This window comes from Streptomyces sp. B21-083, assembly GCF_036898825.1.
Classification (GTDB): domain Bacteria; phylum Actinomycetota; class Actinomycetes; order Streptomycetales; family Streptomycetaceae; genus Streptomyces.
Window position 1 is genome coordinate 139535 of the sequence record NZ_JARUND010000002.1, and the last position, 20182, is coordinate 159716.

At 69.9% G+C, this 20182-nt stretch carries 13 protein-coding genes and 1 pseudogene; 6 read left to right on the top strand and 8 right to left on the bottom strand.

The window, feature by feature from the left end:
* Positions 1-13 precede the first annotated feature (13 nt).
* The gene (locus QA861_RS24715; RefSeq protein ID WP_334590768.1) at positions 14-2773 is read left to right on the top strand and encodes an AAA family ATPase; all 2760 of its coding nucleotides are present in this window, start codon (positions 14-16) and stop codon (positions 2771-2773) included.
* Between the two features lie 105 nt (positions 2774-2878).
* Here QA861_RS24715 and QA861_RS24720 read toward each other — a convergent pair whose 3' ends face one another.
* From QA861_RS24720 to QA861_RS24735, 4 genes are all read right to left on the bottom strand, one after another.
* Complete coding sequence (locus QA861_RS24720; RefSeq protein ID WP_334590769.1) at positions 2879-4018, bottom strand: hypothetical protein; 1140 nt, start codon at positions 4016-4018, stop codon at positions 2879-2881.
* Between the two features lie 130 nt (positions 4019-4148).
* Positions 4149-5342 carry a hypothetical protein gene (locus QA861_RS24725; protein WP_334590770.1) on the bottom strand — a complete coding sequence of 398 codons (1194 nt, stop codon included), beginning with the start codon at positions 5340-5342 and terminating at the stop codon, positions 4149-4151.
* A gap of 186 nt (positions 5343-5528) precedes the next feature.
* A complete protein-coding gene (locus QA861_RS24730; protein ID WP_334590771.1) occupies positions 5529-9119 on the bottom strand; it encodes a LamG-like jellyroll fold domain-containing protein in 3591 nt (1196 codons plus the stop codon).
* A gap of 355 nt (positions 9120-9474) precedes the next feature.
* The gene (locus QA861_RS24735; protein WP_334590772.1) at positions 9475-10005 is read right to left on the bottom strand and encodes a hypothetical protein; all 531 of its coding nucleotides are present in this window, start codon (positions 10003-10005) and stop codon (positions 9475-9477) included.
* A gap of 344 nt (positions 10006-10349) precedes the next feature.
* On the opposite strand from QA861_RS24735, the gene QA861_RS24740 reads away from it, so the two are divergent.
* Positions 10350-12035, top strand: a complete 1686-nt coding sequence (locus tag QA861_RS24740; RefSeq protein ID WP_334590773.1) for a ribonuclease J — start codon at positions 10350-10352, stop codon at positions 12033-12035.
* Between the two features lie 385 nt (positions 12036-12420).
* Entirely contained in the window at positions 12421-14037 is a 1617-nt protein-coding gene (locus tag QA861_RS24745; RefSeq protein WP_334590774.1) for a hypothetical protein, read from the top strand.
* A 17-nt stretch (positions 14038-14054) separates the two neighbouring features.
* Here the strand turns inward: QA861_RS24745 and QA861_RS24750 are convergent, their stop codons facing one another.
* Positions 14055-14783 carry a sulfite exporter TauE/SafE family protein gene (locus QA861_RS24750; protein ID WP_334590775.1) on the bottom strand — a complete coding sequence of 243 codons (729 nt, stop codon included), beginning with the start codon at positions 14781-14783 and terminating at the stop codon, positions 14055-14057.
* A gap of 392 nt (positions 14784-15175) precedes the next feature.
* Positions 15176-15470 (bottom strand): annotated as a pseudogene (locus QA861_RS24755) (helix-turn-helix domain-containing protein); the annotation flags it as partial.
* A 292-nt stretch (positions 15471-15762) separates the two neighbouring features.
* On the opposite strand from QA861_RS24755, the gene QA861_RS24760 reads away from it, so the two are divergent.
* Positions 15763-15885 (top strand): hypothetical protein, encoded by a 123-nt coding sequence (locus tag QA861_RS24760; RefSeq protein ID WP_334590776.1) that lies wholly within the window; start codon positions 15763-15765, stop codon positions 15883-15885.
* Positions 15886-16279: 394 nt separating this feature from the next.
* Here QA861_RS24760 and QA861_RS24765 read toward each other — a convergent pair whose 3' ends face one another.
* Positions 16280-16705 (bottom strand): MerR family transcriptional regulator, encoded by a 426-nt coding sequence (locus tag QA861_RS24765; RefSeq protein ID WP_334590777.1) that lies wholly within the window; start codon positions 16703-16705, stop codon positions 16280-16282.
* A gap of 356 nt (positions 16706-17061) precedes the next feature.
* Between QA861_RS24765 and QA861_RS24770 the strand changes: the two genes are divergently transcribed.
* Together QA861_RS24770 and QA861_RS24775 are read left to right on the top strand one after the other, a co-directional pair.
* Positions 17062-18564, top strand: coding sequence for a SulP family inorganic anion transporter (locus QA861_RS24770; RefSeq protein WP_334590779.1), 1503 nt, complete (start codon positions 17062-17064; stop codon positions 18562-18564).
* Positions 18565-18853: 289 nt separating this feature from the next.
* Positions 18854-19450: a cysteine hydrolase family protein gene (locus tag QA861_RS24775; protein WP_334590781.1), complete on the top strand. Its 597-nt coding sequence runs from the start codon at positions 18854-18856 to the stop codon at positions 19448-19450.
* A gap of 58 nt (positions 19451-19508) precedes the next feature.
* Here the strand turns inward: QA861_RS24775 and QA861_RS24780 are convergent, their stop codons facing one another.
* Positions 19509-20180 carry an HAD family hydrolase gene (locus tag QA861_RS24780; RefSeq protein WP_334590782.1) on the bottom strand — a complete coding sequence of 224 codons (672 nt, stop codon included), beginning with the start codon at positions 20178-20180 and terminating at the stop codon, positions 19509-19511.
* Between the last annotated feature and the right edge of the window lie 2 nt (positions 20181-20182).

The following is a 20182-nucleotide window of genomic DNA, read 5'->3' on the forward strand; positions in this document are numbered from 1 at the left end:
AAAGAATACATGCATGATACTGATCGAGCGTCAAGAAGAGCTGTCCGCCCTACACGACCTGCTCTCCGAAAGCCGCTGCGGCAATGGACAGGTCGCCCTTGTCCACGGCGCGGCGGGCAACGGCAAGTCCGAACTGCTGTACGCCTTCGCCGAGGAGGCGTCCACGGCCGGTTCCCTCGTCCTCGGAGCCGTCGGCCGGGAGGAGGAGCGCGACGTCCCCCTCGGGCTCGTCCGGCAGCTCGCCCGGGACCTCTTACTCCCTGAGCCGCTACGCACGCGGATGGCCCTGCTGGAGAGCAGCCTGGCGGCCGGCCCGGACGCCCACCAGGTGTCACTCGCTCTGCAGGCCCGGGTCGCGCACGACCTGTGCCGGACGCTGCTGCTCGCCGCCGGAGCGGGCGGTCTGCTGATCAGCATCGACGACATCCAGCACGTCGACTCCGCTTCTCTGGGCTGTCTGCTGCATCTCGTTCCGCACACGCGGTCCGCCCCCGTGATGCTGGTGTTCAGCCGACCGGACAGCGCCCGCCACTGTCCTCCGCAGCTGAGCGCCGAGCTGCTGCGCCATCCGCGTTACCGGCGCTTCCGGCTCACTCCCCTGTCGCCGAGGGGGACGACCGCGTTGGCGGAGCAGGCACTGGGCGCCGAGGAGGCACAGATCTTCGGCCACGTCTACCACTCCGCCAGCGGCGGCAACCCCCTGCTGATCCGCGCGTTGCTGGGGGACCGGCGTGACCGGCCGGTGGATCACGACGGCACCCAGTCCGCGACACCGTTCATGGGAGAGCAGTTCGGGCAGGCGGTGCTCGCCTGCGTGCGCAGGGGTGAGCAGCAGGTCCTCGGCGTGGCCCGCACGATGGCCGTGCTGGACGACTGCGCTTCCCCCGCTCGCATCGGCCGTCTCCTCCGGATGAGTCCCGCCGCGGTGGCTGAAGCGCTGCGGCAGTTGGAGGCCGCCGGGCTCGCCAAGGGTCACCACTTCCGTCATCCGGCGGCCCGCTCGGCCGTCCTGGAGGACACCCCGTCCGACGTACTCAGGGAACTGCGGCTCGATTCGGCGGAGCTGCTCCACCACGAAGGAGCCCCGGCACCCACCGTCGCCCGCCACCTTGTCGCGGAAGGACACCCGCCACAGCGCTGGGCCGTTCCGGTTCTGACGGACGCCTCCGAACACGCGCGTCAGTGCGGCGACCTCACCTTCGCCCTGCAGTGCCTGGAACTGGCGCTGACCGGCTGCGAGGACATCCGCGAGCAAGCAGTCATGACGATGATGATCACCCGGCTCGAGTGGCAGCTCAATCCCTCCACCGCGGCTCCCCGACTCGCATGGCTGACCGACGCGCTGCTGGCCGGCATCCTGCCGATCCAGCTCGCCGTCCCGCTCTTCCGGGCCCTGCTGTGGCACGGCCGTCCCAGCGAGGCCGCCAGGGTGATCCGGCAGCTCGGCCCGGACACACCTGGCTCCCACGGCCTGCTCTCGGAATCCCGCGAATGGCTGCGGAACCGGTATCCGGCGATGCTCACGCTCCTGGCCCCCGTCCCGGACAGCTCCGGTGCCCACGGCATCCGGGAACCAGCCGCCAACAAGTCCGCTTTGCTCGCCGAAACGATCTTCGGATCGACCCTGCGCGGCGGGGGTGACGAGTCCAGCGCCCGGAGCGCGGAGCAGCTGCTGCGTTCCTGCCACCTGGACGACTCGAACCTGTGCGCGCTGGAGTCCGCGCTGCTCGCGCTCGTCTACGCGGACAGGCTCGACCGGGCCGCCCTGTGGACGGGCAAGCTCCTCCAGGAGGCCACCGCCCGGCGGGTGCCTACATGGCAGGCGAAGCTCACCGCGATACGCGCCGAAGTCGCCCTGCGTCAGGGCGACTTGAACGAGGCGTACGGTCTAGCCCGCTCGGCCATGACACACCTGTCGCCTCGCAGCTGGGGAGTCGCCGTCGGCGCCCCGCTGAGCGTCCTCGTCCTGGCCGCGACCGCCGTGGGGGCGGACGACGCCGCCGAGGAACATCTGCGTCACTCGGTACCGGACGCGATTTTCCAGTCCCGGTACGGCCTGCAGTACCTGTATGCCCGGGGCCACCACCACCTTGCCGCCAACCGGGTGCACATGGCCCTGGACGACTTCCTGCGCTGCGGTGATCAGGCCCGCGCCTGGGACATGGACCTGCCCGCGATCCTCCCTTGGCGCAGCGGTGCGGCGGCCGCCCATCTGCGCCTGGGGCAGCGCGACCAGGTTCGCCGCCTCGCGGAGGCGGAACTCGCCCGGCCCGGCAGCGCCAAGTCCCGCAACCGTGGTGTCGCCCTGTGCCTGCTCGCCGAGATCGCCGAGCCGCACCGACGGACAAGTCTGCTGCTGGAGGCCGTCGGCATCCTGCGGCTCGCCGGGGACCGGCTTGAACTCGCCCGGGCACTGGCCGCGTTGAGTTCCGCACAGAGGGCGACCGGCGAGGCCGAGCAGGCACGGCGGGCGCTGTACCAGGCGCTGCAACTGGCCGATCTGTGCGGAGCGCGGCGGCTGCAGCGATCCCTGCTGCACCGCAGCAGCGAGGAGGGTCCGGCCTGTCCGCCCGTTCTTCCGAAGGATCCGCTCAGCGCGGCGGAGCGCCGGGTCGCTTCCCTGGCCGCGCTCGGCAACTCCAACCGTGAGATCTCGGACCAGCTGTGCATCACGGTGAGCACGGTGGAGCAGCACCTGACCCGCGTGTACCGCAAGCTCAACGTCGCCAGCCGCGCGGACCTGCCCAGCGAGTTACAGACACTGGCCGTCTGATCCGCCTGACCGACACTGTCGTTCCGCGTCGCAGGTGATGTCGGCCCGGTCGTCGGCGCCGGGCCGACATCGCCTGCGGATCAGGGCGTTGCTCCTGGGGACGGGTCAGCGGGTCGACCGCTGGATCAGCTCGTACTGCGCGGAGGTGGACTCCCCGGTGATGAGTCCGTAGGTGCCGACGGACCAGAACTGTCCGGTGCGGCCGGTGGGCGCGAGTGCGTCGATCTCGTACGACTGGGTCTGGCCGCCGGGGACGGCGTCGCCCTGTACGGAGGTCCAGACGCCGCCGCGCAGGCGCCAGTAGAGGGCGGTGCCCTCGTAGCCGTAGGGGTCGCCCGAGACCCAGACGGTGCCCTTGCCGTCGCCGGTGATGGCGTCGGCCCACAGCCCGTCGACCGGCCCGGTGACGTCGCGCCAGGTGCGGCCGTTCCAGTGCAGCACCTTGGTCTGCTGTGGTTCGTCCTCGTGGTACGGAGTGAGTGCGGTGATCCAGACGCTGCGGGCGGACTCCTGGTACACGGCCGAGACCACGAGGTTGCTGCCGGCCGGAGCGGTTTCGGTCCAGGAACGGCCGTCCCAGTGCATGAGCACGGACCGGCCCGGCCGGCCGGCATACGCGAACTGCCCGACCGCCCAGACGTCGTGGGAGTTCCGCGCCTCGACGGCGTTGATCGAAACGCCGCTCTTCAGGGGTGTGCTCTGCCAGACGCCGTGGGCGTACGTGTTGATCGCGGTGTCGCTCACCAGCCAGACCTTGCCGCGGACGGCGGCGAGCTTCGCGAAGCCGAAGCCCTGCTCCGCGGGCAGTGGCGTCCGCGTCCACTGCTTGCCGTCGTAATGGGCGAGCGTCTCGCCTTCCTGGTCCCAGCCGTACGCCCAGACGTCGTGCGCGGACACCGCGTCCACGGCGTGCCACACGCCGGTCTCCGGCACATCGGGGGTGGACTGCTGCTGCCAGCTGCTGCCGTTCCAGCGCAGGATCACACCCTGGCCGACGCCATCGACGTACTGGACTCCCACCGCCCAGGCGGCGTCAGGACCGACCGACGCTATGTCGAAGAGCGCCGAGTTGTCGGAGAGCGTCCCCGCCAGAGAGGTGCGCCAAGCCGGAGCCGAGATCTGCTTCGGGGCCGCTACGGCGGGAGCCGCGCTGTCCGCCACTGAGACCGCGGCCGGGGCGACGGTCACGGTGGCCGCCGTGAGCGCCGCGACGATCGCGATCTTGAGGTGCATACCTGTCTTCATGACATCTCCCCGCTGTCTACGAACGCGTTGCGGAGGTCCTGCCTGTTCGCCCCCGTCATCGCCTGCTCACTCGTAAGACCTTCCTCCCCGCCGGACGGTTGTGCCGGCGGCGGCACCGAGCGCCACTCCACTACGCGACCGCGCGCGGAACCCAGACGGCGGCGTGGAAAGGGCCGTTGGCGGTGACCGGGTCAGCGGACGGAAGTGCCGCGCTGCCCGCGACGACGCCGCGGCGACTGATCTGCGTCGCGGAGGAGTTGAGACCGCCGAGGGAGGGCAGGTAGGTGAAGTCGCCGTTGTCGACGCGGGCGACGAAGGCGAAGGAGTTGGGGGCGAAGTTGTCACCGACCACGACGTTCCCGGCGAGCTGGTCGACCTCGGTGACACCACGCCCGGAACCGATCACGGCACTCGTGTGCGTCGTGAGGTCGAACGAGCTGGAGAGCAGGCCGTCGCCGCCGACCACGGTGGTCCCGCTGATCAACTGCGCGGTCAGGAAGCGGGACCCCAGGTCGGTGCGGATACCGGTGCGCAGGTCGTAGGCGTATCCGGTCAGGCCGTCGCCGGCCGTTCGGGACTGACCGACCACGGTTGAACCGCTCACGTCGTTGGCTGTGCTGGAGCGTCCGCCGAGGGTGCCGAGATCGGTCATCAACCCGGTGCGCAGGTTGTACGCGAACCCGTGCAGGGTGGTGGCGGGCGTGTTCGGCAGGGACGAACTGCCCACGACGATCGCTCCGTTGACGGCCGCCGCGGTGCTGGTGCCCGACGGTCCGGCGAGGCTCCCGAGATCGGTCATCGTCCGGGTGCGCAGGCTGTACGCGAACGCGTGGGTGGTGACGTCGCCGGGCAGTGACGACGTCCCCACCACGGTGTCGCCGCTGAGGCCGGTGATGTCGGTGCTGCCGCCGCCGAGGGTGCCGATGTCCACGAGCCGGCGGGTCCGGAGGTTGTAGGCGAACCCATGAGCGGGACCGCCGGTGGAGAGGCCCGACCTACCGACGACGTAGTCCCCCTCCACGCCCGTCGCCCGGCTGGAACCCCCCAGTGTGCCGAGATCGGTCATGGTGTGTCTGCGCAGGTCGTACGCGAATGCGTGTTCGGCGGCGTCGCCGCCCGTGAGTGAACTCCCGACGACCGTGTTGCCGTCGATGGCGGTCGCCTCGCTGCGGGTGCCACCCAGGGTGCCGAGGTCCCGCACGGTGTACCGCACGGACCCCGCCCCCGGCTCGGCCGACGACGCGTCGGCCCCGTACGCCGGGCCGGAGCTCACGGCCAGCAGACCCGCACCCACCAGAATCCAGGCACGTAAACGTATGCGCATGATCCCCCCTGAAACGGTCGACGGAAACGAACACTGCTCGGCAGACCGCTGTGCCCTCCCCAGGCACGGGCCGACCGGACGTCGCACAGCCTTCACTTGTACATCAGTTCTGACCGGCCGGACAGTGGCCGGTCAGCCACGGACAGGGCGTTCGCGGTGTGCTGGTCGGCGCCAGTGGTGCGGGGGTCACATCCGGGAGTAGCTCCGGGCGGTGATCGTGTCGAAGGGCAGCCAGAGTACGGGGGTCGCGGCCGGCGGGCTGTCAGGTGTCGTCTGGAGGGCGTCCAGGTCCGTGGCGCCGAGAGCCTGCCGGTAGATACGGACCTCGTCGAGAGAACCGTCCAGGGTCTGGGTGCCGTCGGGCTTGCCGCCCAGGCGGAATCCGTCGACCGCGAAGGTGTCGGTGGCGGTCAGGGCGCCGTCGCCGAGGTTGGTCGTGGCGCTCTGGGATGCCTGGTTGTCCACCGTGAGTGTCAGGGTGTCTCCGGCGCGGACCAGGGTGACGTGGTGCCACGCGTTGTCCCCGAAGGCGGCCCGGCTCACATCCGCGTCCGGGGCCAGGACGCGGGCTCCTGAGGCACCGGTTTCGATGTCCGCGTAGATGCCGTGGTTCAACGGGCTGGCGCGCAGCCAGACCTGGCGCTCCGCGCTGCCGGCGCCGTAGGCCCACAAAAGCACTTGATCCGGCGTGGTGGTCGTGGCGGTGGCCGTGGCCGCGTACCTGAACCACAGTGAGAGGGTGAAGTCGGAGGTCTCGCCCTGTCTGCGCGGTCGCGTCGAGGGGGCTACCGCCTCGGGTGCCAGCGCGAGGCTGGGGCTGTACGGCACCAGGGCGGCGGTTCCGGCCGTGCCGTTCAGGCGCAGCCCGGTGCCGAGCCTGCCTGCGGTGTCGATGCTTCCGCCGTTGAGCACGTAGGCGTTGTTGCACAAGCCGGAGTTATCGGGGGTCGCGGGAGTGGTCTCGGGCGCGGCCCGGTGTGCCGGGATCGCGTACATGTACTTGCTGTCGAAGCTCCAGCGCACCGCGAGACCGGATGTCGGTGAGATCGCTCCGCCGGTGGCGACCGCGCTGCGTTCGGCGGGACCGAGGGCGTGGTCGTAGAGACGGAACTCGTCGAGGTCGCCGTCGAGAACCTTGGTGCCGTCGGGCTTGGATCCCACTCTGACACCGGTCACACCGCTGGCCCTGGTGCCGGTGAGGGAACCGCTCAGAGCACCGGAGACGGTCTCCGACGCCTGGAGGGCGACCCCGTCGCCCTGCGTGCCCCAGACGTCGAACCGCACGTCACTGCCGTGACGTTGCAGCATGAACACGTGCCACTGTCCGTCGCCGAAGTCCTGTCCGTCGGCATCGGTCGCCACCTGTGCGCCGGGGCCCGTGTCCGGCTCGACCGTGGCCAGCAGCGTTGTCCTTCCGTTCTTGTACACCGCCTGGACCCAGAGTTGTGCCTGTCTCGTCCCGTTCGGCCCGTAGGCCCACAGAAGTGCGCGCGGGCTGGTGCCCGTGGCGGAGCCGGAGAACCTGAACCACATCGCGTAGGTGAAGTCGCGATCGGCGACGTCCAGGGCCGGCGTGAGCTCCGAGGTGACGCCGGGAAGTGCGGAACTCACCGGCAGTGCGTCCGTGAACCTGCCGCCCGTTGTGGCTCTGGCGCCCAGGAGGGTGCCGTCGGTGCAGTTGCCCGACTCGTCGTCGGTACCCGTGATGCTGGTGATGCTCACCGCGGTGGTCCGGTCGAGGGCCTGGAAGGGCAGGCGCAGTACGAGGCCGGCGTTGGCGGCGCTGTCCGCCGCCGGGTCGGTGGACCCGCTCACCTTGTCGCGGCTGGCGGCGGGAGTGGCCAGTGAGGTCCGCTGCGAGGGGGTCAGCGCACTGCGGTACAGGCGGAACTCGTCGATCTTCCCGGCGAAGGGGCTGGAGGCGTCGACGGGCTTGGCGCCGATGCGGACACCGGTGACGCCGCCGGTGGGAGCGGCTGAGACATCGCCTGTGACGGCACCGGTCGACGCCCCGGCGGGACCGCTGTCGACCTGGACGTCGAGCCGGGATCCGGTCCGGGTGACCGTGACGAAGTGCCACTTGCTGTCGCCGAAGGCGCACTCGCACCCCGACTTGTCCTCGAGTGTCGCGCGGGCCCGGTCGGTGCCACTGCTGCTCTGCGCCCACGCGTACAACTGGTTGTTTAGCCGCTGGGTTCTGAGCCAGACCTGGGGTTCCGCTGATCCGGTGCCGTTGGACCAGAACAGGATGTGGTCGGGCTCGGACCCGGGGTCCTGCGTCTGCGCCTGGTACTTGAACCACATCGAGTAGGTGAAGTCGCCTGTCCCCGTACGCAGCGAGCGGGCGTACGGAACCTCGGCGTAGCCACCCGCGGTGAGGGCGAGGCTGTTGTTGTTGCGGGTCGGGTCGGTCGACGCTCGGAGCGGGTCGGTGCTGCTCAGAGCCGCCGTGGTGGAGCTGAGATAGCCGTCGTTCGCCTGCGGGGAGGCGTCCGGGGTGGTGGCGTCGAGGGTGGGAGTCGGCTGCGTCGACGTACTCGCGGGCGGTGACGCGTTGCAACCGGTGGCGAGTTGCACCTGGGAGAAGCGGGTGAAGCGGATCTCGTTGGCGGAGTAGCCGGAGGAGCCCGGTCCGGCCTCGTAGAGCAGACCGATCTCGTTGTCCGCCATCAGGGCCAGGTCGGAGTAGCCCGCCCGGTCGGCGGAACTGACCACCTTCCCTGCGGGGTTCCAGCTGCCTGCGCAGCGCGACCAGACGGTCATCGTGGTCTTCGCGGGCTGGTTGCTCGCGTTCAGGTCGGCCGGGGCGGACAGCAGGACTTCCTCCTTCAGGTTCTTGGAGGCGTCCGCCTGCTGCACCGTCAGGACAGAGCCCTGGATGTCGCCGGGCGAGGGCATGGACGGGTTGCCGAAGACTCCGCCCCCCGGGACCCCGTTGTCCGCGGGCTTTTCGGCGGTGGTGTAGCCGAGCCTCTGCTTGCCGGCGGCACCTTCGTTGCGGGCTGCCAGAAAGATCTCTCCGCCTGCCACCTCGGTCACGCTCACCTCGGACGGCTTTTTCTCACCGTCCACGTACGAGTTCTCGGCCGGCGCGGCTTTCCACTGCGGAGTCCCGGCACCCGGGTCGAGATACAGGTAACCGGCGTAGACGCCGCCTGCTGACTGCTGGTGCGCACCCACGACGAGTCGGTTCCTGTGCGCCCCTTGGGTGAGCTGCACACCGTGACCGGGGCCGGTCGCGAACCAGTCCGACGCCATGGGCGAGGGAGCGAGGCTGACGTTCAGCGCGGCGGGAGCGCTCCAGGTGAGCCCGTCGTCACTGCTTTCCTGCACCCAGGGAATCCGGGGGTAGCTGTGGTTGACCGGATTGGAGGTGGAGAGAAGGTAGACACGGTGGTTGACCTCGTCGACCACCGGCGCGGGGTTGGTCCGGGTGACCGGCGACCCGGCCTCGGTGCCGGCCGGGACCGCGCCGGTTCCGTACGCCCCGGGCGCGGTGGCGCCGCCGGGGACGACCTTGATCGGCCCCCAGGTACGGCCGTCGTTGGTGGACCGCCGCATGACGATGTCGTTGTCGCCGCGGTCGCCGCAGGACTGCGTCTTACGGCCCTCGGCGAAGGCGAGGAGCGAGCCGTCTCCCGTACGGACCAGCGCGGGTATGCGGTAGCAGCCGTAGCCGCCCGTTCCCGCCTGGAAGAGGATCTGCTGCGGCATGTCGCCGATGGAGGAGGCCTTCGTGGAGTTGGCGACGCCGGCTGCCACGGCCTCGGGCGCCACGCCGGGGGTTCCCGCCAGACCGAGAGCGAGGCCGAAGGAGACAGTGGCGGACCGCCACCGAGGCCGACCCCGGCGGGGGGCGGCTGGGGCTGGAGGGGCCGCCGGAGCCGCTGACTTTCCTGAGATCGTCTTCACCGCGCAAGCGTACTGATCCGCTCGCACTCCAGTACGAAATTTTATGACCTGCTGCCGGAGCGGACGACGCTCACCTCGTGGTGAGTTGACGTACCGTCCGATCCCTGTGTCAGTGGCGCAGGACCGCCGGGCCGAGATTCATCGCCGCCACCTGTCACGCGCCTGCCAGGCCCTCCGGCGGGGGAAGCTGTCGGCCTCCTCCCCCGCCGTGGGCGTGTGATCAGCAGCGCTTGCTGGAGTAACCCCCCGCAGGTGCGGGGTCACCGGCGGCACGTACGGTGCCCGACGCGGCCGTGCATTCGTTCACGGTGCTGGTGCCGCTGGACCAGAACTCCTGGCCGTCGGTGTTGGTCCAGGAGTGCTTGCCGAGAACCTCGTCCTGGGAGTAGCTGTAGACAGCGGCGGTCACGTCGTAGTCCCCGACTGCGTCACGGAAGCTCTGCCAGACCCAGACGTAGCCGTAGTTCTTGGCACAGGACGGCGAGTAGAACTGCTTGACGGACGCGGCGGTCTTGCCCGCCCGTGTGATGTACCCGGTGGAACCGATCTGATAGGCGTCCGAGCACACCCCGGCCGCCCTCGCCCGCAGACTCGCCGGGTTACCGTCGGCGGACGGCGCGGTGGAGGCCGCCGCAGTGGTGGTGCGTGCGGTCGGTGCGGGCGCAGGGCCTGTTCCGGCGGTGGCGATCCCGGCCGGGATGAGAGCGAAGGCGCAGGCCAGTGCCGCGGTGGTGGTCTTGAGATGACGCATGTGGTGTTTCCCCCTGCTCGTCGTGGTTGAGCCACATGCCATGACCGGTGTCAGGACATGTGCCGAGACGTGCTCCGAAGTGGGAGACACCGAAAAGGCATGCGTGGTCGGCGCGGGTCCCCGTGGCACGAAGCGAGCACTTCCGGATTCCCCGGAACACTTCGGACACAAGCTGAGACCCGTTGGTCCCTGAAAGGGTTGTACGGCAGATCTCGCGCACCTCGCGAGGAGGCCGCCCCGGGCGGCACGGTCCCCCCGCCGGACACTGCCGCGGAGCCGCATCATGGTGAGAGATCACCCAGCCAATGGATCAACCCGTCCCCCGCTCCGGGTACCGTCAGGGTATGAGTCATCCGCATCCCGACCTGAAAGCCGCCCCGCCCCTTCCCGAGGGAGGGCTGCGGGTCATTGCCCTGGGCGGCCTGGGTGAGATCGGCCGCAACATGACCGTCTTCGAGCACGCCGGCAAACTGCTCATCGTCGACTGCGGCGTGCTGTTCCCCGAGGAGACCCAGCCCGGCGTGGACGTGATCCTGCCGGACTTCACCTCGATCCGGGACCGCCTGGACGACATCGTGGCCATCGTGCTCACCCACGGCCACGAGGACCACATCGGCGGCGTACCGTACCTGCTGCGCGAGCGGTCCGACATCCCCGTCGTCGGCTCCAAGCTGACGCTGGCGTTCCTGGAGGCCAAGCTCAAGGAGCACGGCATCCGGCCGCGCACGGTGCGCGTGCGCGAGAGCGACCGGCGTGGCTTCGGACCCTTCAACTGCGAGTTCGTGGCCGTCAATCACTCCATCCCGGACAGTCTCGCGGTCGCGATCCGTACCCGTGCCGGCATGGTGCTGCACACCGGCGACTTCAAGATGGACCAGTTCCCCCTCGACGACCGCATCACCGACCTGCGCGCCTTCGCCCGCCTCGGCGAGGAGGGCGTGGACCTGTTCCTCACCGACTCCACCAACGCCGAAGTACCCGGCTTCACAACCTCCGAGCGCGAACTGAACCCGGCGATCGAGCAGGTGATGCGCACCGCGCCGCGCCGGGTCATCGTCTCCAGCTTCGCCAGCCATGTGCACCGCATCCAGCAGGTCCTGGACGCCGCCCACCAGCACGGCCGCAAGGTCGCCTTCGTCGGCCGCTCCATGGTCCGCAACATGGGCATCGCCCGTGACCTGGGCTATCTGAAGGTGCCGTCCGGCTTGGTCGTGAGCACGAAGGAGCTGGAGAAGCTCCCGGACCACAAGATCACGCTGGTGTGCACCGGCTCCCAGGGCGAACCGATGGCCGCGCTGTCACGAATGGCCAACCGCGACCACATGATCCGCATCGGCAAGGGCGACACCGTCCTGCTCGCCAGTTCACTCATCCCCGGCAACGAGAACGCCATCTACCGGGTGATCAACGGGCTCACCCGTTGGGGCGCCCACGTGGTCCACAAGGGCAACGCCAAGGTGCATGTCTCCGGGCACGCGAGCGCCGGTGAACTCGTCTACTGCTACAACATCGTCAAACCCCGCAACGTCATGCCCGTGCACGGCGAATGGCGTCACCTGCGGGCCAACGGCGACCTCGCCATCCGTACCGGTGTCGATCCCGAGCGGGTCGTCATCGCCGAGGACGGGGTCGTCGTCGACCTCGTCGACGGGCGTGCCTCGATCACCGGCAAGGTGCCCGCGGGCAACGTCTATGTGGACGGCATGGAAGTCGGTGGCGCCACCGAAGCCTCCCTCAAGGACCGCCTGACCCTCGCCGAGGAAGGTGTCGTCACGGTCGTGGCCATCGTCGACGCCGACACCGGCGCCCTGGCCGAAACCCCCGACTTCCTGGCCCGGGGCTTCGTCCACGACGACACCACCTTCGAGTCCGTCATCCCCGTCATCGAGAAGACGCTGGCCACCGCGGCCCAGGAAGGCATCGGGGACGCACACCAGCTCGAAAAGCTCATCGCCCGCGCCGTGGCGAACTGGGCCTTCCGCACCCACCGCCGCAAACCTCTCATCATCCCCGTCATCATCGACGCCTGACCCACAGCCCGGCAGCACGATCCCCGGTTCCGGTCACAGCCGGAGCCGGGGACACATCCAGTCCGCAACTCCCGCATTTCCCGCCTTCCCCGCGACGTGCCGTAGTCCGTCGCCCCGCACCAGACGCGTCAGATTCCGCGACCCTCCCCCTTCCGAGCCCCTGGCCAACCGCCGCAGCCGCGCACAGGAGCCCGCAGCGCCCCATGTCCGTGTCCGTGCCGGTGGACGCCGGCACGCGTACCCGGAGCGACGACCGCGCGACCGTCCCGTGCGGCCGACACGCGCACTCCGGTCAGAAACTTCCTTTACCGGGACTGATCGTCCGCTATCCCCGATGATGGGGACTGCCTGAGGCAACGGATCAAGGAACACTGGGAGTACGCACATGGCAGTGGAGGCCGGCACTCAGCAGGATGAGCGCGTCGCGGGGCGGGTGTGGACGGTACGTCTGGACCCGGACGGCCGCCCTGCCGCCGGCGCGGTCCGGCTCTCCTGCTCCCGCCAGACCTGCGCCGATCAACGCCTTCCCGGCGGCGCCGCCACGGGACGCAAGGCCGCGGTCGAACACATCAACATGCACCTGGCCCACGTCCGCGCGGGCGGCGGACCGCGCGCCGAGGCATGGTGCGCCTGCCGCGCCGCCGACTGCGCCTGGCACACCCCCGACCCCACCGCCGTGCCGCGCGGCGGAGCACGGCCGACTCCGGGTCCGGGGCGGTGCGGAGGGCCGGTGGTCCTGACGGTGTACGCGGACCGGGCGGGGAGGCTGTGGCGAGTCGCGGAAATGTGCGCCCGGTGCGCGGCCACCACTCCCGACTGCCGCGTCCTGGACACCGCGCCGTCCCCTGCCCGCACCACCCCGGCCCGGCCGGACCCGGCGGCGCGGAAGCCGGCCGGCGGCACGGCGGGGGACGGCGTGGCGGCGGTCTTCTCCGACCACGCCCCCTCCCCCACGACCGGTACCTCGTCCGCACCGGCCACCACACCCGCGTCGGTGCCGCCTGCCCGCACGGCCTCCCCGCGCGGGACATCCCGGCGGCCGAAGCGGTGGGGGAAGATCGCACAGCGGATCGTGCCGCAGGACCTCGGGCCCGACGTCCTGCGGCTGGAACTCATCGAACTCGGGGACGCGTTCCGCGCTTACCAGCAGCGCCCCGAGCCCGACCTCGCCGTCCTCGCCGAACTCCACGAGCGCAAGGCCCGCGCCTTCGCTCTGTGGGCCGATGTGAGTGGCGACGATTCCCTGCGCCAGGAGGCGCACCGGGCTGAGACGGCCGCGCAGACCACCCGCGAGATGCACGCCAACCGCGGTGGCCCGCCCGTCGGCGACCAACCGGTCGTGGAGCGGCTGCTGACCCGGCAACAGGCCGTGCACGCACGTTCCGTGCTGGACTACGTCGCCGCCCACTGCCCGCTTCCAGCGGCCGAGGCGCGACTGGCCGTGCTGATGCTCACGCTCCGGTCCGCGCGCGCCGGCACCGGGAACGTCACCGGCCAGGACCTCACCGGCTGGCTGCCGAACGACGCCGAACAGGTGCTTCAGCAACTGGTCGAGGCCGACTGGATGATCCTGCCCGGCACCGTCGCCGAGGTGATGGCCTCCCGTTCAGAGAACCCGGCCGCGGTCACCGTCCCCGCGTTGCTGCCCGAGCAGGACCGCCCGTTCACCTTCGGTAAGACCACCCGCGCGAAGGTGTCCGGCTGGGCGCAGAAAATCGTGGGTGACCGGAAGATCCGCAAGAAGAAGCTGGGCGCCGCCACCCGGCTCCTGGCCCTGTACGCCGCAGCCCACACCCGCCCAGACGGCCGCCTCGGAAACGCCGAGGACGACGGAATCCATCTGGACCAGGCCGCCGCGTTCACCGCACTGTCACCCGAGCAGGTCGCCGAACACGCCCAACTACTGGTCACCGCCGACTGGTTCACCGAAGCCGACACTGACCAGGGAAAGCTGCGCGGCCGGCTCACCGAGCGCGTTCTGCCGCTGGGCGGACTGCTGTAGGTCGTCGTCCGGGGTGATCAGCCGCCGGTGACGAGCAGCAGGAGGCCAGAGGTGATCAGGCCGGTCTCCACCACGAGGACGAAGACGTGCGTGGGCAGCCGGTCGACGATGTTCTTGCCGGCCCAGGCGCCCGCCATGCTTGCGGGGGTCAGGGCCAGGCCGATGAGCGCGCTGGAGGCGGTCAGCACCGCGGCGGCGCCGAAGACGATCAGCTTGGTCAGGTGCATCACCACGGCGGAGGCGGCCTCGGTGCCGATGTAGGCGCCGCGCAGCAGGCCGCGGGCGAGGAAGAACGGGGCGACCATCGGGCCGACCGAGCCGACCAGCGCGGAGCCGAAGCCGGAGGCGGCGCCGACAGCGGCGAACGCGGTGTCGTCCAGTCGGGCGGCGTGTGGCTTCCAGCGCCGCCAGACGACCATGGCCAGCAGGAACACACCGATGAGGCGGGTCAGGGCAGGCAGGGGCGCCGTGGCGAACAGCAGCGCGCCGCCGGCCGCGGCCGGCACGGCGCCGATCGCGAAGATGCCGACCAGGCGCCGGTCGACGTCGCGGCGGTTGAACCACACCCGACTGCCATTGCTGGCCAGCTGCGCGACGGTGAGGACCGCGACCGCGTCGCGGGTGCCCAGGACGGCAAGGAACACCGGCAGCAGGAGCACCCCGCCGCCGAATCCGGCCACCGCCGAGAGGGCCGCGGTGCCGAAGGTGGCGGCGACGACGGCGATGACCTGCAGAGCCTGTTGCATGCGGAGGATTCTTCCGCCCGCAGTGACGGCCGGCCCGAGCGGGGTGCTGGAGCTTTATCCCCCGGCACCATCACCGCCTCGACGTGCGTCAGGAAATGAGCGTGAAACTCGCCCGGTAGACATAGCCCGGCGTGATCGGGGTCCACGGCCAGCAGAACAACGGGTCTACGCATGGTCAGCTCCGTGGATACGTCGATGAGCCACTCATTGTGACAACGACCGCCGCCTTCCACAGGACCGATTTGAGCCCTCTGCCCTGATGCCGCCACGGAATGGAGTTGACCTGCTCCAGCACATCTCGGGCGATCGGCAGCAGTGTGGCGCAGCATCTCCACAGACCCGGGCCTACTACTCTCACAGCAGTCCATCATCTTGCCGGTGGCGATGCCGTGCGGCTGGACCTTCTGTCTGCCGCGACGCGCGGTACGGGCCGTCGGTTTCCCGGCGGGCTGGAAGAGATAGCCCCGCTCGTCGTCGTCCAGATGCAGGACGCAGGCCAGAGTGTCCAGCACCGGAGCGAACGCCTGCATACGTCCTTGCTCAAGCCGGGGTGTAGTAGTCGGTGCTGATCGAGGCGAGCTGGGCGACCTCCTCACGGCGCAGACCGTCCACTCTGCGGGGCCGACCCGTCTCGGGCAGGCCGACCGTGCGCGGGCTGAGCTCCGAGCGTCGCCGCTTGAGGAATTCTCAGCATTGCATCGATCGCACCCGGGGAAGGGGGGTGAATTTCCTCCCTGGATGTTCCCCTCCCCGGACAGATCGCTCCGCTTCTCACGATTGCCCACGCATGTGAGGCTCGATCGTGAGCAGCAATTCCCGACATGGCTGCGACGTACCGCCCCTCATACCGGAGAAAGCACCATCATGCGCGGAACGGTCATTCACCCCCCGGCGATGTGCGTCTCGGACCACTCCTGCCCGAACTGCCTCAACGGCTACCGATCCCCCTGCGTGCACCGGGAGTTCATGAGCACCCGCCATGCCGAGTACGCGCGCGCATCCCGACCGTGCGGGCACCTCGATCGCCTTCGCAGGGGAGAGACAACTCGCCGACAACGACGAGTTCGCTGTCACCACCATCACCATCGACGACGCCTCCTGATTTCCCGCTGCCCGCGTCCACTCCGGCCCGTCGGCGGCGGCCATCTGCGTCATACCGCCGAGGCAGGTCGACGACCTGCGGATTTCCACCACAGAGAGACCCACACGCATGTCATCCACTTCCGGACCGGCACCCGGCAAGCTCCCGATGCTCGTCGACGACGTCCTGCTGCCCGCCCTGCTGCACAAGGACGCAGCCTGAGCGCTCCGGCCGGGGGCTCGCAGAGGCTGAAGGGGTACCTCGCCCGGCCTGCGGGCCCAGGGTCCTGGCCGGGCGTGGTCGTCGCACACGAGGCGTTCGGTGTCGACGACGTGACGCTCCGCCAGGCCGAACCTCTGGCCCGCAGACACGATGCGGGCCTGTGTCGAACCCAACTGGGCCGGCTCGTGACCGGTCAGGCACGCTCGGCAGAGGTGCTCGGCGCCGCGTCGTGTTCCAGACGGGCGTTGAGCGTGGCCGCGAAGTCCTCTGCCCGGGCGAGTTGGACGCGAAGCCTCTCCACCTGCTCGGTGGCAGCCTGCTCGTACATTCGTACGCGGTCCAGCAACGCCTCCCTCTCGGCACCGGCGAGCGCGCTGTCCGAGTCGAGGCGGTCGGTGGCGTCGAGCAGGTCGCGCATCTGGTCGAGGGTGAAGCCGAGGGGTTTCATACGGCGGATGACCATCAGCCGGGCGACGTCGGTCTCGGTGTAGAGGCGGAAGCCGCCCTGGGAACGGGCGGAGGGGGCGACGAGGCCGGCTTCCTCGTAGTGGCGGATGGTGCGCAGGGACAACTCGGTGCGCGAGGCTACTTCCCCGATTTGCATGTGCTTGTCGTCCACGCCCGTGGCCTGGCCCTTCGTGGTGTGCCTGGTGCTGCCGCACCTACGAGACTTTCCATCCCTACTCTAACGTTAGGGTAGAGTCTCCGACGGTGAGATCGGCTGGCCGCACCGCTGCCGTGTCGGGGTCGATGACGCCCCCGGCGAGGATCCGAACGCTCCGCCCCTCAAGACGCGCCCGGCCGCGTGCCGCGTGGAAGGCAGGTCCAGCCGCCGTCTGGGTCCGCCTCGCCGATGACTCCGGTCCGCCTTCCTCGGGTCACCCGTGGGATGCCGACTTGGCCCGCCCGCCCCGTTCCCGCCCGCCCCGAACTGCTGAGACAGGGCGTGCCCGAGTACGACAGGTACCTGCTTCCTTGTCCTCTTCCGCTCTGTCTTCCGCCGCGCGCCTGCGTGGCCTGCGCCCCGACTGGTTGTCCGACCCGAAGGTGTGGCGAACCGAGGTCCTGGCGGGCCTCGTCGTCGCGCTCGCGCTGATTCCCGAGGCGATCTCGTTCTCGGTCATCGCCGGAGTGGATCCGGCGATCGGCCTGTTCGCCTCGTTCACCATGGCTGTGGTGATCTCCGTCGTGGGCGGGCGCCCGGCGATGATCTCGGCCGCGACGGGGGCCGTGGCGCTGGTGATCGCACCGCTGAACCGTGAACACGGCTTCGGTTACCTGGTCGCGGCGGTCATCCTCGCCGGCGCCTTCCAGATCGCGCTCGGCGCACTCGGGGTGGCGAAGCTGATGCGGTTCATCCCCCGCTCCGTGATGGTCGGCTTCGTGAACTCCCTCGCCATCCTGATCTTCATGGCGCAGGTGCCGGAGATGCGGAACGTGCCATGGGCCGTGTATCCGCTGATCATCAGCGGCCTCGCCCTGATGGTGTACTTCCCGAAGGTCACGAAGGTGATCCCGGCACCACTGGTGTCCATCGTCATCCTCACCGTCATCACCGTCGCGGCGGGGATCGCGGTGCCGACCGTGGGCGACAAGGGCGCACTGCCGTCCTCGCTGCCCGTGCCGGGCCTGCCGGACGTACCGTTCACGTTCGACACGCTGACCACGATCGCGCCGTACGCCTTCGCCATGGCGCTGGTCGGGCTGATGGAGTCACTGATGACCGCCAAGCTGGTGGACGACATCACCGACACCCGCTCCTCCAAGACCCGCGAGTCCATCGGCCAGGGCATCGCCAACATCGTCACCGGCTTCTTCGGAGGCATGGGCGGCTGCGCCATGATCGGGCAGACGATGATCAATGTGAAGGTGTCGGGCGCCCGCACCCGTCTGTCCACCTTCCTCGCCGGCGCGTTTCTCATGGTGCTGTGCATCGTCTTCGGCCCGGTCGTCTCCGACATCCCCATGGCCGCACTGGTCGCCGTCATGGTCATGGTGTCCTTCGCGACCTTCGACTGGCACTCCCTGGCCCCCAAGACCCTCAAGCGGATGCCCGTCGGCGAGATCACCGTCATGGTCGTCACCGTCGGCTTCGTCGTCGCCACCCACAACCTCGCCATCGGTGTCGTCGTCGGCTCGGTCACCGCGATGGTCATCTTCGCCAAGCGGGTCGCGCACCTCGCCGACGTCACCGCGGTGACCGGCCCCGACGGTACGACCGTGGTCTACCGGGTCACCGGCGAGTTGTTCTTCGCCTCGTCCAACGACCTCGTAGGCCGGTTCGACTACGCCACCGACGCCGACCACGTGGTCGTCGACCTGTCCGCCGCCCACATCTGGGACGCCTCCTCCGTGGCCGCCCTGGACGCGATCGAGACGAAGTACGGCCAGCGCGGAAAGACTGTCGAGATCACCGGCCTGAACGACCCCAGCGCGCACCTGCACGGCAAGCTCACCGGCGAACTCGCCAGTCACTGAGCCGGCCTCCCGCGGTGACGAACCTTTCCGGGTGCCGGTCCAAGCCGCCTTCCCGCCTTCCGCGGCCTCGGCTCGGCTTTTGTCCCGCCGCAGCCCGGCGCGACCGCCGTACCTGGCTGACTCGGGCGCGTCGTGCTCGTCGGCGTGCGCGCGGAGGGCCGCCGGGCCGGACAGACGCCCGGTGCCGTCCTCACTCCGCTCGCGACCTTGTTAAACCCCTCGGCGCACCGGGTACTCGGCGGCGCGTACACGAGCAGCTCTGCCACAGCACCGGACAGGCGGCGAAACCATGGACCGGCCCACAGATACGACGACGGCTGGACTCGCTCTCGTCGTGATCGACATGATCAACACATACGAACACGAGGACGCCGAGCTGCTCGTACGGTCCGCCGAACGTGTCGTACCCGTCCTGGCGGAACTGATCGGCCGGGCCCGCAGCGCTGACGCGCCCGTGATCTACGCGAACGACAACTTCGGGCTGTGGCGTTCCCACCACGGAGAGCTCGTGGACACCGCGCTGTCCGGACCCCACGCCGAGCTGATCGAGCCGATAACGCCGGACGCCGAGTCGCTCTTCGTGGTCAAGGCCCGCCATTCCGCCTTCTACGAGACACCGCTGTCCTACCTCCTGTGGCGACTGGGCGTCGGGCACGTGGTGCTGAGCGGTCAGGTCACCGAGCAGTGTGTCCTCTACTCCGCGCTGGACGCGCACATCCGCCATCTCGGGGTCACGGTGCCCAGGGACGCCGTCGCCTCCATCCATCCGCACCTGGAGTCCGCCGCCCTGGAGATGATGGAGCGCAACATGGACGCCCGGATCACCACAGCGAAGGAGATCGACTTCGTCCGGCCCGCCGCCGGACCCGCGCCTCCCCCGTCGTGACAAGGCCGGGCGACCCCGCCCTCAGCACCGGCTGATCCCGTAGAACCCCAGGGTCAGGTCACTCCAGGTCGGCGAAGACGCTCGAGTCCAGGTGGCCGAGGAGATCGGCGGGATCCCGGTACACCTCGCGGGCGCCCGCCGCCTCCAGGTCGACGCGCGGGATCCCGCCGGACAGCACCGCCACGGGGGCCACCCCGTCCCGTACGGCGGACTTCATGTCCCACACGGTGTCGCCGACGAACACCGCCCGTTCACTCGGCACCCCGGCCAGTTCCCTGGCCAGCCGGACGGGGTCGGGGGCGGGTTTGCCCTCGGCCACGTCGTCCGCGCTGGCCGCTCCGAGAATGACGTCGTCCGCGCCGATGGCCCGTCGCAGCGCGGCGAGTTCCGCTCCGCCGGCCGATGTCGCCAGGACGATTCCCCAGCCCCGCCCGGCCAGTGCGCGCAACAGGTCGCCCGCCGCGTCCAGCGCGGGCAGCCGCTCGAAGTACGTGGCGTAGAGGGCGTGATGGGCCGCGACGAGCTGTTCGTCCTCGTCGGGGGCGCGGTCGTCGCCGAGCAGGTGGGCCAGCAGGTCGCCGCCGCTGAGGCCCACGGCACGGTGGATCCGCCGCATGGGGACACGGTGTCCCGCCTGGCGGAACGCCTCCCACCAGGTGACGACGTGCAGGTGATTGGTGTCGACCAGCGTCCCGTCGACGTCGAAGATCGCAGCGCGTTTGGTGGTCATCC